We start from the raw sequence: 16,586 nt of genomic DNA, 5'->3' as shown, positions 1-16,586 counted from the left end.
ATCCTTCTTTCTCTAATAATTTTTTTATTCTGCTACAATTTCCACAATTGCCGTTACCATTTCAGTAAGCTTAACAAGTTCTTTTACCGGCATTTTTTCATTGACCGTATGAATATCTTCATATCCAACAGCTAAGTTTACAGTCGGGATGCCAAATCCGGCGATGACATTTGCATCGCTTCCGCCACCGCTTGTGAGCAGCTTGGACGAGCGATTAATTTTCGCTGCTGCCTTTTGTGCAACCTTTACTACATGGTCGTTAGCACCAAACTTATATCCCGGATACATCACGTCCACATCCACTTCGGCACGGCCGCCCATTTCAGCAGCTACTTCTTCAAATGCGGTTTTCATTTTAAGCGTCTGTGCATCCATTTTCGCCGGTTCAAGCGAACGGGCTTCCGCCAAAATCTGCACATAATCACAAACGATATTTGTCGCTTGACCGCCTTCAAAACGGCCGATATTCGCTGTCGTTTCCTCATCAATGCGGCCAAGCGGCATACGGGCAACAGATTTAGCCGCCATCGTAATCGCAGACACACCTTTTTCCGGTGCGACACCAGCATGTGCTGTTTTTCCATAAATGCGTGCCGTCACTTTCGCTTGTGTTGGTGCTCCCACAATAATATTGCCTACATCGCCGTCGCTGTCAAGTGCAAAGCCGTATTTTGCTTTTACAAGCGTAGGATTGAGTGCTTTTGCTCCAACAAGACCAGACTCTTCACCGACTGTAATGATAAATTGAATCAAGCCATGGGCAATATTTCGTTCTTTTAAGAGACGAATCATTTCAAACATTGCCGCTAAACCCGCCTTATCATCTGCACCAAGTATTGTCGTACCATCCGTTTTCACATATCCGTTCTCTACAATCGGTTTTACTTTTTTACCTGGCACAACGGTGTCCATATGGGACGTAAAATAAATCGGATCAATTCCTTCTTTCACAGCTGACAATGTGCAAATTAAATTACCTGCTCCATGACCCGTTTTGGATGCCGTATCATCTTCATATACATCGATGCCAAGTGCAGTAAATTTTGCTTTTAACGATTCGGCTATCCGCTGCTCGTGTTTCGTTTCAGAATCGATTTGAACGAGTTCTAGAAATTCATTCAATAAACGTTCTTCATTAACCACGCTGCACCTCCAAATTTTCTCTCATTTTAATTATAAACGTTTTTGTATAAAAAATCAGCATGAAGAAACTGTTCTTCCCGCTGATTCATGATTATAACGGAATATTTCCATGTTTTTTCTTCGGTCGTTCTTCTTTTTTTGTCCGCAGCATGTCTAATGCTTGTATAATTTTAATACGTGTTTCACGCGGGTCGATGACATCATCGACCATACCGCGTGCCGCTGCAACATACGGATTGGCAAATTTTTCACGGTACTCATTAATTTTCGCGGCCCGCGTTGCTTCCGGATTATCGCTTGCTTCTATTTCACGGGCAAAAATAATATTTGCGGCCCCCTGCGGCCCCATAACCGCAATCTCTGCATTTGGCCATGAATATACGAGGTCTGCACCGATTGATTTTGAATTAAGGGCTACATAAGCACCCCCATATGCTTTCCTTAAAATAACGGTAATTTTCGGCACTGTTGCTTCAGAATACGCATATAAAATTTTCGCCCCATGACGAATAATACCACCATGTTCTTGTTTTACACCCGGGAAAAATCCTGAAACGTCTTCAAATGTAATAATCGGTATATTAAATGAATCACAGAAACGAATAAATCGTGCGGCTTTATCTGATGAATCTATATCTAGTCCACCCGCCATGAATTTCGGCTGGTTACAGACAAGACCGATCGTTTCCCCTTTGACACGAGCAAAGCCAATCACCATATTTTTCGCAAATTCTTTTTGTACTTCTATAAATGATTTTTCGTCAACAACATGCTTAATTACTTTACGCACATCATATGGACGAAGCCCATCAAACGGCACGACATCTGTTAGTTCCTCGCGATAATCACTTTCATCTGACATTGCCTCAACAACCGGCGTCTTCTCTTCATTGTTCTGTGGCAAATAGGATAAAAGCGCACGCACCTTTTCCAAAACTTCTTCTTCCGTTTCCGCATGAAAATGTGCGTTGCCACTCACTGCATTATGTACTTTAGATCCGCCCAAATCCTCCGCGGAAATTTTTTCTCCGGTGACCGTTTCAATTACTTTCGGTCCCGTAATAAACATTTGACTCGTTTGATCCACCATAAACACAAAATCGGTAATCGCCGGCGAATAGACAGCCCCACCTGCACACGGTCCTAGAATAACCGAAATTTGCGGAATGACTCCAGAATAGATCGCATTCCGGTAAAAAACATGCCCATAGCCATCCAATGATAATACCCCTTCTTGAATACGGGCACCTCCAGAATCATTTAAACCGATAAAAGGTGTTCCATTTTTAGCAGCTAAATCCATGACGTTGACTATTTTTTGCGCATGCATTTCACCGAGTGCACCGCCAAAAACCGTAAAATCTTGCGAAAATAAGTAAATCGGACGGCCATTCACTTTTCCATAACCGGTAACAACGCCATCGCCAGGTCCTTTTACTTTTTCTAAACCGAAGTCTGTACTACGATGTTCGATAAATGGGTTTAATTCAATAAATGAGCCTTCATCTACTAATAATTCAATCCGTTCACGTGCGGTTAATTTGCCTTTTTCATGCTGTTTACTGATTCGTTCGTCACCGCCGCCAAGTTCAACTTCACGACGTCTATCCTGCAATTCATGAATACTGTCAAATATATCAGCCATTACGATTCCTCTCCTTTTTCGCAAAGCTCCATTAACACACCACCGGTTGATTTTGGGTGCATAAATGCGATTTGTGCGCCCCCTGCACCCGTTTTCGGTGTTTCATTAATCATTCGGATTCCCCGTTCTTTCATATCTGCAATACGATCTTCAATGCGCTCAACACTATATGCAATATGATGTATTCCCTGGCCGCGGCTTGCAATAAATTTCGCAATCGGACTGTCTTCAGTGATCGGTTCAAGCAGTTCAATCTTTATGTTGCCGGCATCAATAAATGCGACAACGACACCTTGTGATTCTACCGATTCTGTTTTCACATGTACCATGCCAAGCTGTTCTGTATATAACGAGATCGATTCTTCGAGTGATGTGACTGCAATCCCAATATGATCCACTTTTTTCATATCCATTGCTCCTTTGATATAAATACTAAAACGGCCTAATCTAATTCAACAAATAGTGAACAAAACCCTTTTTTTCAATCATTTTCTTCGGTTGCATGTCTATCGGTTTACCAGTACAATAGTTAGTAAGACCGGATGTAAAGGAGAAAAAATTACATGCGCAACAAAACGATTCGAAAAATTATTGTGTATTTAATGTTATTTGCTATGCTGGCATCAACCGTAATGTTCGGCTTAACAATGTTTATGTAAAAGACCGGGCGTGCTTTTTTAGCCGCTCTTTTTTCATGCCTCGAAAGCGGGCTTTAATAAGTAAATATTGCTCCATCTCACGCACAAATTGGTAAAGGGCTGCTCGCGCTTCAAATTCCTCACGTGTTGCAGGAAGCGGCATCTCTTCAAATTGCTTTTTCATTTCATCAAGCCTTGTCAATTGCAAGTAGGCTGTATTGCCTGGATGAATATGCGCTTTTAATTCTTCCATAAAATCCGCAATCATCACTGCCTGTTCTGGCCGATGCAAAATGGACGCAACAATGGATAAAATACGCTCTATAATATCAAATTGCTTTTCACGCATCGTGAAATATTGATAAAATAAGCTGTCATATCTGGAAATATGGTTTTGAACATCTTTAAAAGCAAGCGTTTTTGCTTGTTTGATCAGTTCAGCTGTTTCAGTCAATTCTTTCCCATTCCATGAATGATCATTCGTCCGCAAATAGAGAATAATTTCTTCAAAAATCCGTCCGAATAACCGCTCCGTTTCTTCTTGCATTTGAACCAATTTCCGCTCGACACTCGGCATATAAGAGTTTAATAAAAGTGCTATGCCAATACCGATTAAAATAATGCCAATTTCATTTATAATGAGCCCTGCTGTCAGCTGATCAGCAGCATATAAATGCAATATAATCACTGTGCTTGACACAATGCCTTCCTGTGATTTAAGGGCAACTGTTGTGGGAATAAACAAAATCATAATAACTCCAATTACAATGGCATGATGCGAAAACACTTCAAAAAACAGTACTGAATAAAATAGTGCTACTAGACAAGCAACGAGACGTGTCCTTGCTGCCTGAAGCGATCGATGCTTTGTATTTTGAATACACAATATTGTAATGATTCCTGCCGATACCGCATTATTAAGCCCAATCCATTCAGCCAAGAGAATGGAAACGACAATTCCAATTGCCGTTTTGGCGGTGCGGTAGCCGATTTTAATCATTGTTCCCACTCCTACTTAAGAAAGCCTTGCCACAATCGGCAAGGCTTTCATGCTTATTTAAACTTCTTCACAATATTCATCGAAAAGTTTTTGTAAATGTTCAACGACGGACATCGGGTGATGCCCTTCAATTTCATGACGTTCGACCATTGCTTTCACTTCACCATCTTTTATGATCGCAAAGGACGGTGAAGACGGCGGATAACCTGTAAAGAAACTACGCGCTTGTGCTGTGGCCTCCTTATCCTGTCCTGCAAAAACCGTCACAAGACGATCTGGGCGCTTATCGTAATGGATGGCATGCGCCGCTGCTGGACGTGCAATTCCCCCCGCACAGCCACAGACAGAGTTGACCATAACAAGTGTTGTCCCTTTTTCGTTCAGTGTCGCATCTACTTGTTCAGGTGTTGTTAATTCTGTATAACCAGCCGTTTTAATTTCATCACGCGCCTGACGGACGACATCATTCATAAAAAAGTTAAAATCCATTCCCATACTTATTCTCTCCTTTATTTAGTTAGTAGATCTATCATAAGTGAAAATATGGTTTATTACAATGAAATGGGCCAGGCATTCCTTGATTTATTCATCACATACATTTTAATCAAAGTTACGGAAGCTACTCTGAAAAATAACTAATTAAAAAATTAAAAATGCATGTTTAACTTTTTCATTCGCCGGGTAAAGTAATAAGGCAACTGAATCCATACCCTTAAACTCCCTGTATTTGACCATCCGGATTTATCCGGATGGCTTTTTTAATGCCGGGAATGCGGGAATAGAACATTTTACGTATAGCTTTTAACTATCACTGACTATCTCATTTTGGTCCATATACTTGTTTAAATAACTGTTCTGCAGCCTGCGACGGTGAAATATCCCCGTTCATTGCATCGTGCTCTAACTGGCCAATCTGTTCTTTAACATATGGATGACCATAAAATTGATTTTTAAGTTTTTCCATAATGAGTGTATGAAGCCAATCTTTCGTCTGATTGCGGCGGCGCTCGATCAAAACACCACTCTTTTCCGTCACATTTCTAAATTTTTTTATCATCATCCAGATCATATCGATTCCTTCATTTTTCAATGCCGAGCATGTATATGCTTTTGATTCCCATCCTTTCGTGGCCGGCTGCAAAACATGCAAAATTTGATTGTATTGCCGCTTCGTTTTCTCAGCAAGAGACTTATTTGCCCCATCCGCTTTATTAATCACAACAGCATCCACTAGTTCCATTATACCTTTTTTCATCCCTTGAAGTTCGTCTCCCGCTCCGGTCAATGCAAGCAGCATAAAAAAGTCGACCATGCTGCGGACAGCGAATTCACTTTGCCCAACGCCAACCGTCTCGATTAAAATTACGTCAAAGCCAGCCGCTTCACATAAAGCAAGCGTTTCTCTCGTTTTGCGGTGGACACCTCCAAGTGTACCGCTTGATGGAGATGGCCGTATAAAAGCATTTGGATGTTTAGCAAGCTGTTCCATTCTCGTTTTATCTCCTAAAATAGATCCACCTGAAATAGAAGAGCTCGGGTCAATGGTGAGCACAGCGACGCGATGTCCTGCATTGCATAGCATCATCCCAAATGATTCGATAAATGTACTCTTTCCTGCACCGGGCACACCTGTAATTCCGATCCGAAGTGTATTTCCTGTATGCGGCAAGAGCTTTTGCAGCAGGTCTTGTCCATATTTATAGTGATCGGCTGCATTGCTTTCAATAAACGTGATCGCTTTCGCTAATTCTTTGACTGAACCATTCACGATACCATTTACCATCTCATTTAAATCGGGAAGCACTAATTTTTTTTTGCGGAACGTTTTCCTCGGTAGTGCGATCATGTCGTCATGCGCTGCCGACACATCTTTTGTTCCATGATTGTGTTCTTCCGTCATTCTGTCACTTCCTCATAGCCTAGCCGCTCATACACTTTCTCTAAAACGACTTGTGCAGACACCGGAATAACAGTACCAGGTCCAAATATAGCGGCTGCTCCTTTTTCTTTTAAAAACTCGTAATCCTGTGCCGGAATAACACCGCCGACAAACACAACAATATCGTCACGGCCAAGTTTTTGCAGTTCTTCCACTAAAGCCGGCAGCAATGTTTTATGACCAGCTGCAAGTGAACTAAAACCAACTGCATGAACGTCATTTTCTACTGCTTGTTTCGCTGTTTCTTCTGGCGTCTGAAAAAGGGGGCCAATATCGACGTCAAAACCGAGATCAGCGTAGGCTGTCGCAATTACTTTTGCGCCGCGATCATGGCCGTCTTGTCCCATTTTGGCAACTAAAATACGCGGACGGCGCCCTTCCTGCTCTTCAAATTCTGCTGTTAGCTGCTGGACAAGGGCTATTTGTTCTGAATCAGAAAAATGGGCACTGTATACACCGCTCACAGATCTGATCACGGCTTTATGTCTTCCGCTTATCGCTTCAACAGCATTGGAAATTTCCCCAAGAGTTGCACGTAACCTTGCAGCTGCTACTGCAAGTTCAAGCAAGTTGCCCTCACCGGACTTTACAGAAGCGGTAATGGCCTCTAGCGCTGCCTTTACTTGTACTTCATCGCGGTTTTCTTTCATTTTTTCAATTCTCTCCACTTGCTTCAAACGGACTGCCGTATTGTTAATATCTAAAATATCAATTGAGTCTTCTTTTTTCAGGCGGTATTTATTCATCCCAATAATTATTTCTTCATTAGAATCAATTTTAGCTTGACGGCGTGCTGCTGCTTCTTCAATTTTCATTTTCGGAAGTCCCGTTTCGATTGCTTTCGTCATTCCGCCAAGTTCTTCAATTTCTTTAATATGAGCCCACGCTCGCTCCATCAATTCATTCGTCAGCGCTTCTACGTAATACGAGCCGCCCCACGGATCAATCACATTGGTGACCCCTGTTTCTTCCTGCAAAAATAATTGTGTATTGCGGGCAATACGCGCTGAAAAATCAGTTGGGAGCGCAATCGCTTCATCAAGAGCGTTTGTATGCAATGATTGTGTATGCCCCATCGCCGCCGCATGTGCTTCAATTAGCGTACGTGTAACATTGTTAAACGGATCTTGCTCTGTTAAACTCCATCCTGACGTCTGTGAGTGCGTACGAAGAGCCATTGATTTCATATTGGATGGATTGAACGGCTTCATCAGCTGCGCCCATATACGGCGGGCCGCACGCATTTTGGCCACTTCCATAAAGTAATTCATGCCGATCGCCCAAAAAAAGGACAGACGCGGGGCAAATAAATCAATATCAATGCCTGCAGCAAGCCCGGTCCGTACGTATTCAAGGCCATCCGCGAGTGTATATGCAAGTTCAATGTCCGCTGTTGCACCTGCTTCTTGCATATGATAGCCAGAAATAGAAATCGAATTAAACCTCGGCATTTCTTTTGATGTATAATCAAAAATATCAGCAATAATCCGCATTGATGTTTCCGGTGGATAAATATACGTATTACGTACCATATATTCTTTTAAAATATCATTTTGAATCGTACCGGACAATTTTTCGCGTGTCACACCCTGTTCTTCAGCCGTAACGATATAAAAAGCCATAATAGGTAAAACGGCTCCATTCATTGTCATCGACACGGACATTTGGTCCAGTGGAATACCATTAAATAAAATATTTGTATCTTCTACCGAATCAATGGCTACACCTGCTTTTCCAACATCACCAACGACACGGGGGTGATCCGAATCATAGCCTCTATGTGTCGGCAAATCAAACGCAACAGACAGTCCTTTTTGGCCCATCGCCAAATTGCGCCGGTAAAACGCATTGCTTTCTTCTGCAGTTGAAAAACCTGCATACTGACGAATAGTCCACGGACGGTTCACATACATCGTCGGATATGGACCTCGTGTATAAGGAACGATGCCTGGATAATCGTTTACATGGCCAAGTAATTTTATATCCTCTTCTGTATAAACAGCCTGCAGCCTAATCGATTCATTCGTTTCATATGACAAATCATCAAATGATTTTTTCACCCCCTGTTCCAGCGCCACTTTCCATTCATCAAGTGATTTTTTAGCTCTTTTTTTAAATGGATTATACTCTTTTAAATTCATTGCTCGGTTCCCCCTTCAAATAAGGAAAGCAGTGCCATTAATTTTTCCACAATATCATCCCCATCTGAAATAGAGCCATCTATCCCTGTCACTTGCCAATTTCCGGCCACATCAATAACTGCTGATTGAGATACTTTTCTTAACTCTTCTATCAGTTCTGGTCCGAATTGTTCATATGTTGAATTTGCCCCGCAAATGCAATAGTAGGGAAGCTTGTTCATCTCAACAAATTGAACAGCTTCTTTTATTGTTTCAATATTGTTAGACCTTACCGGCTGAATACCGCCAACACTGAGTACACCCATTATATAATCTGTACACGGTTTGTTTATTTTTAGCTTGCCAAGGCAAATAATCCCCGCCTGCACAGACTTTCCAGTTTGTTCAATCGCCGCTGCTTTTTGACGAAGCTGTTCAAACGGCTCTGTCAATCTTTTTGGCATAAGCGAAACGATTTTTTCACCTTCCACGTTTAATCTCTTTATTTCCTGCTGGTTGAATTCAAACTCTTCCGTCATATTTATATATATATTTGTGCCTATTAATAACTGTTTGCGGGTCGCTAGCTCTTTTTCCCGTTTCATCTGCACAGCTGCAATCTCTTTTTGAATTATTCCTGCTTTAAGTACGTGTTCAATCCCACCGGCTTCTTCTATCCGGGCAAATTCATCCCATGCCATACGGCCAATTTCATTCGTTAACGACTCGATGTAATAAGAACCGCCTGCTGGATCGGTTACTTTATCAAGATGTGCTTCATGTTTCAATATGAGTGGAATATTACGGGCAAGCCGCTTAGACAACTCTGTTACACTTTTAGTTGCTTGATTAAAAGGTAAGACATGCAGATAATCAATATTGCCTAGCACCGCGGAAAAAGCAGCACTGCCTGTTCGTAATATGTTAACGTGTGGATCAAGTGCTGATAACGTCCGTGCACTCGTTTCCACGCTGATCGCTGGCTTCGATTGTTCATCTAATTGGTAAACATCTATAATAGCTGACCAAAGTGTTCGGAATGCACGAATCTTTGCTATTTCTGTAAAGAACTCTGGCCCTGCCGCGAAATGAATAATCATTTTCGAAACCATTTCATTTTTATTAACGGCCATTTTCATATAAAAGACGGCTTCAGATAGAGCAGCAGCCAGTTCCTGCACAGCATTTGCACCTGCCATATGATAAGGTACAGTGTTGATCGTCATGAATGACTGATTATGTATGTGTTCAAGCACTTTTTTTGATGGAAAAACACCTGCTGCTGCACCTTCTGAAACAGGGTCAACGGCTAATTCTATTTCCGGTTTTGGAAATGTTCCTATACGGGAAAACCCTCTCGTGAACGGTTTTTCTCCTGGCAGAGAAGGATGTATCCCTTTTACATCAGCATCCGTGTAAAGCGGCTTTAATTCAATATTTTCCACCGTTTTTGTGAACAGTTCAGATAATGGTTTCCCCTTTAAAGACGACCGTGCAGCCTGCTCCCATTCTTCCAATGTACTAGCCGGAAAGGTTTGTTCTTTCATAATTTCCACCCCTTTTACTGAAATCGTTTTCAATTTGAAGCGTTCGCAAAAAAGAAACATATTTGTTTCTCCTTGATTGTATTATAAACGGGACAAAGCAGGCAATGTGTACGGGACAAAACGTGAAAATTTATGAGGAGCATGCTATTCTATTAATAACTCTTTTTTTAAAAGAGCAATTTTTTATTCAGGAGCGAAAAAATGAGAAAACTATTTAGCCTGCTTATTATTACCTTTTTTAGTTTAGGTACCATCGTCTCAGCAGATAGCGTACCTGGTGACATCATTGTGACACTTGGTGAAAACTTAACACCGGCTCAAAAAGAACAGCTGCTGACAGAAATGGAGGTACCTGCTGATGTGCAGACCATTACGGTTTCAAATGCTGAAGAACATCAATATTTAGGTGATTACATTCCAAAAGCACAAATTGGAACGAAAGCGATTTCTTCTAGTAAAATTATAACGGCTGAGTCTGGCGCTGGTTTAAACGTTGAAACGAAAAATATTACGTGGGTTTCAAAAGAAATGTATACCAATGCGCTGTCAACAGCGAGCGTAAAAGATGCAGACATTTATATTACCGCGCCGTTTAATGTGTCCGGTACAGCTGCGCTAACCGGGATTATTAAAGCCTATGAGTCTACGACCGGTGAAAAAATTCCGGAAGAGCAAAAGCAAGTCGCAAATGAAGAAATGGTCACAACCGCAAAACTAGGTGATGAAATTGGTCAGGAAGAAGCAACAAATCTAATCGAACGGATTAAAGAAGAAGTCGCCGCACAAAATCCACAGACTATTCAGGAAATTAAAGTAATCATTAATAATATTTCAAATGAATTGAACATTCAACTAAGCGATGCACAACGGGATCAGCTTGCCTCTTTATTTGATAAAATGAAGAACTTAGATATTAACTGGGATCAAGTCAATTCGCAAATCGATAAGGCGAAAGAGCAATGGGACAGCTTTAAAGGCTCTGAAGAAGGACAAGGCATTCTTCAGTCTATCCTTGACTTCCTCCAGTCAATTGTAGATGCCATCGCCGGATTATTTAAATAATGAAAAAAAGGTGTTTTCTCGCTTGAGAAAACACCTTTTTTCAATAAATCGGCATCGTTTCTTCTGATGCATTTTCGAGTAATTCTTTCACACGCTGCATAAAACGTCCGCAAATAAGGCCATCAAGCACACGATGATCAATGGATAAACAAAGGTTAACCATGTCCCGCACAGCAATCATGCCGTCAATGATAACCGGCCGCTTCACAATCGACTCAACTTGTAAAATCGCCGCTTGTGGATAATTAATAATACCCATTGACTGTACGGAACCAAATGAACCGGTGTTATTCACAGTAAATGTACCGCCATTGACATCTTCTGATGACAATATACCCGAGCGTGCTTTTTTCGCAAGATCAACTACATTTTTTGCAATGCCTTTCACCGACTTCTCATCAGCCTGCTTTACAACAGGAACATACAATTTATCATCAGCCGCTACAGCAATGGAAATATTAATGTCTTTTTTACGGACAATATGGTCGCCCGCCCACATAGCATTCATTTCTGGAAATTCCTTTAATGCTCGAGCCACTGCTTTCACAAAAAAGGCGAAATAAGTAATATTATAACCTTCATTTTCTTTAAATGACTTCTTAATAGAATCACGGTATCCAACGAGTTTTGTTACATCGACTTCAATCATCATCCACGCATGTGGTACTTCCTGTTTCGTTCGCACCATATTAGCTGCCACACTTTGTTTCACACTATCAAGCGGAATAACCGTGTCACCTTCAGCACTCCGTATGTGTGGCACAACAGCAGGTTGGGATTGGGGTTGCGGCTCCTTCCACACAGGAGGAAGTGCTTGAGGCTGACCACCGGCATCAATAAATTCCTGCACGTCTTTTCGTGTAATCCGTCCGCCTTTTCCTGACCCTTTCATTGCCTTTAAATCAATATCGTGCTGTTGCGCAAGCTTTAAGACAGCCGGTGAATAACGGGTACGGTTATCTGCCACCGCTTTTTTTTCCGGTTGAGTGAATTCTTCTTTCGTTTGAACAGCTTGTACTTCTTCTGTTTCAATCGTACAAATAACAGTTCCAACAGACAATACTTCATCTTCTTTTGCTACAATTTCTTGTATCGCTCCTGTAAAGGATGATGGGATCTCCGCGTTTACTTTGTCCGTTAATACTTCGGCAATTGGATCATATTTATTTACATGGTCGCCAGGTGTCACCAGCCATTTTGTAATCATTCCTTCTGTGACACTCTCCCCGAGTTTCGGCATTGTTATATGTTGTATGGCCATGTTGAAAAACCCCTTTCTGACAAACAGTTAAAATTCAGCCAGCTCTCGCATCGCTTTCTCGACTTTTTCAGGATTCATCATAAAGTATTTCTCCATCGTCGGCGCATATGGCATAGCTGGTATCTCAGGACCCGCAAGCCGCTGAATCGGTGCATCGAGATCAAATAGACAATTTTCTGCAATGATTGCCGATACCTCGCTTATAACACTTCCTTCTTTATTGTCTTCTGTCACGAGCAATACTTTTCCTGTTTTTGCGGCTGACTTAATGATTGTTTCTTGATCGAGTGGATACACTGTGCGTAAATCAACGACTTCCGTTTCGATCCCGTCTTTTGCTAACTTTTCAGCAGCCTGCAGAGCAAAGTGAACGCACAATCCGTACGTAATAACGGTTATATCGTCTCCTTTTCGCTTCACGTCCGCTTTTCCAATCGGCAGGATATAATCATCTTCTGGTACTTCTCCTTTTATCGATCGATACGCTTTTTTATGTTCAAAAAACAAGACCGGATCTTTATCACGAATCGCTGCTTTTAACAGCCCTTTCACATCATACGGTGTAGACGGCATGACGATTTTCAAACCGGGCTGATTGGCAAAAATGGCTTCAACAGACTGCGAATGATAAAGCGCTCCATGAATGCCTCCACCGTACGGGGCACGTATGACAACCGGGCAGTCCCAATCATTGTTTGAGCGGTAGCGAATGCGGGCGGCTTCTGAAATAATTTGATTGACGGCCGGCATAATAAAATCAGCAAATTGCATTTCGGCAACAGGTCGTTTCCCAACCATTGCTGCACCTATCGCTACACCTGCAATAGCAGATTCTGAAAGTGGCGTATCAAGTACACGCTCTTCCCCAAACTGTTCATACAATCCTTTTGTGGCTTTAAAAACACCGCCTTTTCTCCCTATGTCTTCTCCAAGCATAAACACATTTGAATCGCGCTCCATTTCTTCTCGGAGCGCCATTGTAACGGCCTCAATATAAGAAATAACAGGCATTACCTGGTCCCCTCCTGTTCTGTTTCGGCATAAACAAAGTCGAGTGCCTGTTCAGGTTTTGCAAATGGCGCTTGTTCAGCATAATCGGTCGCTTCGTCGATCAATTGCTGGATGTTACGCTCCATTTGCTGTTCCCTTTCATCTGTTAAAACACCCGTTTCTTTTACATATGTACGAAATGTAATCATTGGGTCTTCCAGTTTCGCTTTTTCCAATTCCTCTGCTGGACGGTACAAACGATCATCGTCATCGGATGTGTGCGGTGTCAATCGGTGCACCATCGTTTCAATCAATGTCGGTCCTTCGCCTCGCCGTGCGCGGTCGGCCGCTTCTTTTACATACTGGTACACTTCAAGAGGATCATTTCCGTCAATTGTATACCCAGGCATGCCGTAGCCAATAGCCCGATCTGACACTTTAGCAGAACCGAGCTGCTTGTCTGCCGGTACAGAAATCGCATATCGATTATTTTCACACATTAAAATAACCGGGAGCTTATGAACTCCTGCAAAATTGGCTCCTTCATGAAAGTCTCCCTGATTGGATGATCCTTCACCAAACGTAACAAATGAGATATAGTTCTTTTTCTCCATTTTTGCGACAAGCGCAATGCCTACTGCATGAGGTACCTGTGTCGTAACGGGCGAGGAATTTGTGACGATCCGATTTTTCTTTTGTCCGTAATGACCAGGCATTTGCCGTCCGCCAGAGTTTGGATCTTCTGCTTTGGCAAATACAAATAGCATTAATTCTTTAACCGTCATGCCAAATGCCAGCACAATACCAGTGTCCCGATAATATGGCAATATGTAATCTTGACTGCGGTCGAGTGCAAATGCAGCGCCGACCTGTGCAGCTTCCTGACCTTGTCCTGATACAACAAACGGGATTTTGCCTGATCGGTTTAATAACCACATGCGCTCATCTATCCGGCGCGCAAGCAGCATCATTTCATACATTTCAAGCACCGTTTCATCAGATAATCCCATTTTTTTATGTCTATTTTCCATACTTATCCTCCTTTTACATATGAATGGCTTTGCCATCGACTAACAGCGCCGCTTCGCCAATCGCTTCAGACAATGTTGGATGCGGATGGATCATTGTGCCCACTTCCCATGCTGCTGCATCGAGAACACGTGCTAGCGCTGCTTCTGAAATAAGTTCTGTCGCATTCGGACCAATGATATGAACACCGAGTAGATCATCCGTTTTTTCCTCCGCAACAATTTTCACAAATCCATCGCTTTCACCAAAAACAAGTGCTTTCCCAATTGCTTGAAATGGGAACTTACCTATTTTCACTTGGAATCCTTTTTGTCTAGCTTCCTGTTCAGTCATTCCCACACTGGCAGCTTCAGGGCTTGAATATATACATTTAGGGACGGTCGTATAATCAATTGGATACACATTTCTTCCTGCTATATGTTCCACTGCTGTAATTCCTTCATAAGATGCAACATGCGCTAACTGCAGCCCTCCGATCACATCCCCAATGGCATAAATGTGAGATTCATTCGTTTGCATTTTATCATTCACTTGAATACATCCATTTTCAAGGATAATCTCTGTATTTTCCAGTCCAATATGTTCAATATTTGCCACACGTCCGACAGAAATGAGCATTTTTTCTGCTTCAACTAATTGTGTACTATTTTTCATCTCAACTTCTACCCGAATCATACCTGGCTCTTTTTCGATTGAATCCGGACGCACTTTTGCACCTGTTATAATTCGTACGCCTCGCTTCATTAGCAAACGGGCCATCTCTGCCGAAATATCTTGATCTTCCGTCGGAATCACACGATCCGCATATTCAATAACCGTTACATTTGAACCAAAATCTGCAAGCATGGATGCCCATTCAATCCCTATTACACCTCCGCCAACAATTATGACAGACGATGGTACTTCTTTAAGTTGAAGTGCTTCATTCGAAGATAAAATCCATTCTCCATCCACATCAAAACCTGGCAATGCTTTTGGTCTGGAACCTGTCGCAATAATGACCTGCTTAGGTATGAGCATAATGTTATCTGTCCCATCATTCATTTCAACGGAAATCGTACCTGCCATAGGGGAAAATATAGAGGGACCAAGTAATCTGCCAACACCGCTGTATATGTCTATTTTACCTTTCCTCATTAATGATTGTACTCCGTTATGTAACGTATGAACAATTTTTTCTTTTCTTTCCTGCACGCGCGCAAATTGAAGCGTTGTATTGTCTGTCGCTATACCAAACGCAGCCGCTTCTTTAACCGTTCTAAAGACTTCGGCACTTCTAAGCAGTGCTTTTGTTGGAATGCAGCCATTATGAAGGCATGTACCGCCTAGCTTTTCTTTTTCGACGATGGCGGTTGTAAGCCCTGCTTGTGCAGCACGAATTGCTGATACATAGCCACCTGTTCCTCCACCTAAAATGACAAGATCGTATTCTTTTACCACATTTATTCGCCCCTTTATATATCCTATTATCATTGTATATAGTTTCAAAACTATGTCATATGATAATTGTATTTTTAATTGTTTTAACATTGACGAGGCTTTCTTGACAAATGATACGGGTGCGTTATGATTTGTGAATAAGACTTTTTGAAAGAGGGTTTCGATTAATGATCCGCATCATTGCTTTACTTATTCTCGTTATTCCAGGCTTTCTTGCCGGAGTAGGGATTAAATTAATGCGTGACATGCTATTTGGTATTTTGCAGTCTCCGTTTCCTTTTTTGTGGATGCAGTTTATGGCCGGTTTACTGCTGTTTATCGGCGGTCTCGGTTTTGTAGCCGGCTTTATTTTTAGACGTGACCGAAAGCAAAATAAAGTCCAACCAAAATTTCAGGATAAAGAATAGTGAAAAGCGGTCTCAATCAGATGTTTGGTTGAAACCGCTTTTTATCTTTCGCCTTTCCAATTGCATCTGCTTATCCATTTTAAAGATAGTAACGCCTGCTAATCTATTCTATTGTACCAGAAACACCCTTTCCAATTAAGTGATCTTTTTTAAAACATAATTTGATGTAGGTTAAGATTATGTTTTTCTCATAAAAAAACACTTTCAATTTCTTCGTTATGAATTAAACCAAGAAATTAAAAGTGGTGCGATGAAATTATCGACGTCCATTTTATTCTATGCTTTTATAATGCCATATAATTTGTCTGTGATTATCGCAGTACATTCCCTATTTGTCGGTTTTGCTTAATCTTCGGTCTATCAAC

15 protein-coding genes are annotated in these 16,586 nt (G+C 41.7%); 3 read left to right on the top strand and 12 right to left on the bottom strand.

The window, feature by feature from the left end; genetic code table 11:
- Positions 1-24: 24 nt before the first annotated feature.
- The 3 genes from ACZYRN_RS01990 to mce all read right to left on the bottom strand — a co-directional run bounded on the left by ACZYRN_RS01990 (position 25) and on the right by mce (position 3,195).
- A complete protein-coding gene (locus tag ACZYRN_RS01990) occupies positions 25-1,143 on the bottom strand; it encodes a M20/M25/M40 family metallo-hydrolase (protein ID WP_488909821.1) in 1,119 nt (372 codons plus the stop codon).
- A gap of 91 nt (positions 1,144-1,234) precedes the next feature.
- Entirely contained in the window at positions 1,235-2,788 is a 1,554-nt protein-coding gene (locus ACZYRN_RS01985) for an acyl-CoA carboxylase subunit beta (protein WP_488909820.1), read from the bottom strand.
- Complete coding sequence (mce, locus tag ACZYRN_RS01980) at positions 2,788-3,195, bottom strand: methylmalonyl-CoA epimerase (RefSeq protein WP_488909819.1); 408 nt, start codon at positions 3,193-3,195, stop codon at positions 2,788-2,790. The genes ACZYRN_RS01985 and mce overlap by 1 nt, the downstream gene beginning before the upstream one ends.
- Before the next feature lie 156 nt (positions 3,196-3,351).
- Between mce and prli42 the strand changes: the two genes are divergently transcribed.
- Positions 3,352-3,447 carry a stressosome-associated protein Prli42 gene (gene prli42 / locus ACZYRN_RS01975; protein WP_488909818.1) on the top strand — a complete coding sequence of 32 codons (96 nt, stop codon included), beginning with the start codon at positions 3,352-3,354 and terminating at the stop codon, positions 3,445-3,447.
- Here prli42 and ACZYRN_RS01970 read toward each other — a convergent pair.
- From ACZYRN_RS01970 to ACZYRN_RS01950, 5 genes are all read right to left on the bottom strand, one after another.
- A complete protein-coding gene (locus ACZYRN_RS01970) occupies positions 3,440-4,426 on the bottom strand; it encodes an aromatic acid exporter family protein (protein ID WP_488909817.1) in 987 nt (328 codons plus the stop codon). The two genes, prli42 and ACZYRN_RS01970, sit on opposite strands and share 8 nt — an antisense overlap.
- Before the next feature lie 57 nt (positions 4,427-4,483).
- Positions 4,484-4,921 (bottom strand): BrxA/BrxB family bacilliredoxin, encoded by a 438-nt coding sequence (locus ACZYRN_RS01965; RefSeq protein ID WP_488909816.1) that lies wholly within the window; start codon positions 4,919-4,921, stop codon positions 4,484-4,486.
- Between the two features lie 325 nt (positions 4,922-5,246).
- Positions 5,247-6,272 (bottom strand): methylmalonyl Co-A mutase-associated GTPase MeaB, encoded by a 1,026-nt coding sequence (gene meaB / locus ACZYRN_RS01960; RefSeq protein ID WP_488910521.1) that lies wholly within the window; start codon positions 6,270-6,272, stop codon positions 5,247-5,249.
- Between the two features lie 50 nt (positions 6,273-6,322).
- Entirely contained in the window at positions 6,323-8,506 is a 2,184-nt protein-coding gene (gene scpA, locus ACZYRN_RS01955) for a methylmalonyl-CoA mutase (RefSeq protein WP_488909815.1), read from the bottom strand.
- A complete protein-coding gene (locus tag ACZYRN_RS01950) occupies positions 8,503-10,092 on the bottom strand; it encodes a methylmalonyl-CoA mutase family protein (protein ID WP_488909814.1) in 1,590 nt (529 codons plus the stop codon). Before ACZYRN_RS01950 ends, scpA begins: the two co-directional genes overlap by 4 nt.
- Positions 10,093-10,233: 141 nt before the next feature.
- On the opposite strand from ACZYRN_RS01950, the gene ACZYRN_RS01945 reads away from it, so the two are divergent.
- Entirely contained in the window at positions 10,234-11,094 is an 861-nt protein-coding gene (locus ACZYRN_RS01945; RefSeq protein ID WP_488909813.1) for a DUF1002 domain-containing protein, read from the top strand.
- Between the two features lie 40 nt (positions 11,095-11,134).
- Here the strand turns inward: ACZYRN_RS01945 and ACZYRN_RS01940 are convergent, their stop codons facing one another.
- The 4 genes from ACZYRN_RS01940 to lpdA are packed head-to-tail and all read right to left on the bottom strand — an operon-like array spanning position 11,135 to position 15,814.
- On the bottom strand, positions 11,135-12,355 hold the full coding sequence (locus ACZYRN_RS01940) for a dihydrolipoamide acetyltransferase family protein (protein WP_488909812.1): 1,221 nt from the start codon (positions 12,353-12,355) through the stop codon (positions 11,135-11,137).
- Positions 12,356-12,382: 27 nt separating this feature from the next.
- Positions 12,383-13,366 carry an alpha-ketoacid dehydrogenase subunit beta gene (locus ACZYRN_RS01935; protein ID WP_488909811.1) on the bottom strand — a complete coding sequence of 328 codons (984 nt, stop codon included), beginning with the start codon at positions 13,364-13,366 and terminating at the stop codon, positions 12,383-12,385.
- Positions 13,366-14,376 (bottom strand): thiamine pyrophosphate-dependent dehydrogenase E1 component subunit alpha, encoded by a 1,011-nt coding sequence (locus ACZYRN_RS01930; RefSeq protein WP_488909810.1) that lies wholly within the window; start codon positions 14,374-14,376, stop codon positions 13,366-13,368. The genes ACZYRN_RS01935 and ACZYRN_RS01930 overlap by 1 nt, the downstream gene beginning before the upstream one ends.
- Before the next feature lie 13 nt (positions 14,377-14,389).
- Positions 14,390-15,814, bottom strand: a complete 1,425-nt coding sequence (gene lpdA, locus ACZYRN_RS01925) for a dihydrolipoyl dehydrogenase (protein ID WP_488909809.1) — start codon at positions 15,812-15,814, stop codon at positions 14,390-14,392.
- Positions 15,815-15,981: 167 nt separating this feature from the next.
- Here lpdA and ACZYRN_RS01920 point away from each other — a divergent pair, with 167 nt between their 5' ends.
- The gene (locus tag ACZYRN_RS01920; RefSeq protein WP_488909808.1) at positions 15,982-16,221 is read left to right on the top strand and encodes a DUF2627 domain-containing protein; all 240 of its coding nucleotides are present in this window, start codon (positions 15,982-15,984) and stop codon (positions 16,219-16,221) included.
- Positions 16,222-16,586: the final 365 nt, after the last annotated feature.

Source organism: Domibacillus sp. F004 (assembly GCF_057814295.1).
The sequence above is the reverse complement of the archived record's forward strand: the minus strand, read 5'-3'. Positions and strand labels throughout refer to the sequence as shown.

Bases quoted from the DNA above. Each gene is read 5' to 3' on its own strand.
- ACZYRN_RS01985 (WP_488909820.1), bottom strand. From the start codon at position 2,788: ATGGCTGATATATTTGACAGTATTCATGAATTGCAGGATAGACGTCGT.
- mce (WP_488909819.1), bottom strand. From the start codon at position 3,195: ATGAAAAAAGTGGATCATATTGGGATTGCAGTCACATCACTCGAAGAA.
- prli42 (WP_488909818.1), top strand. From the start codon at position 3,352: ATGCGCAACAAAACGATTCGAAAAATTATTGTGTATTTAATGTTATTT.
- ACZYRN_RS01970 (WP_488909817.1), bottom strand. From the start codon at position 4,426: ATGATTAAAATCGGCTACCGCACCGCCAAAACGGCAATTGGAATTGTC.
- ACZYRN_RS01965 (WP_488909816.1), bottom strand. From the start codon at position 4,921: ATGGGAATGGATTTTAACTTTTTTATGAATGATGTCGTCCGTCAGGCG.
- meaB (WP_488910521.1), bottom strand. From the start codon at position 6,272: ATGATCGCACTACCGAGGAAAACGTTCCGCAAAAAAAAATTAGTGCTT.
- scpA (WP_488909815.1), bottom strand. From the start codon at position 8,506: ATGAATTTAAAAGAGTATAATCCATTTAAAAAAAGAGCTAAAAAATCA.
- ACZYRN_RS01950 (WP_488909814.1), bottom strand. From the start codon at position 10,092: ATGTTTCTTTTTTGCGAACGCTTCAAATTGAAAACGATTTCAGTAAAA.
- ACZYRN_RS01945 (WP_488909813.1), top strand. From the start codon at position 10,234: ATGAGAAAACTATTTAGCCTGCTTATTATTACCTTTTTTAGTTTAGGT.
- ACZYRN_RS01940 (WP_488909812.1), bottom strand. From the start codon at position 12,355: ATGGCCATACAACATATAACAATGCCGAAACTCGGGGAGAGTGTCACA.
- ACZYRN_RS01935 (WP_488909811.1), bottom strand. From the start codon at position 13,366: ATGCCTGTTATTTCTTATATTGAGGCCGTTACAATGGCGCTCCGAGAA.
- ACZYRN_RS01930 (WP_488909810.1), bottom strand. From the start codon at position 14,376: ATGGAAAATAGACATAAAAAAATGGGATTATCTGATGAAACGGTGCTT.
- ACZYRN_RS01920 (WP_488909808.1), top strand. From the start codon at position 15,982: ATGATCCGCATCATTGCTTTACTTATTCTCGTTATTCCAGGCTTTCTT.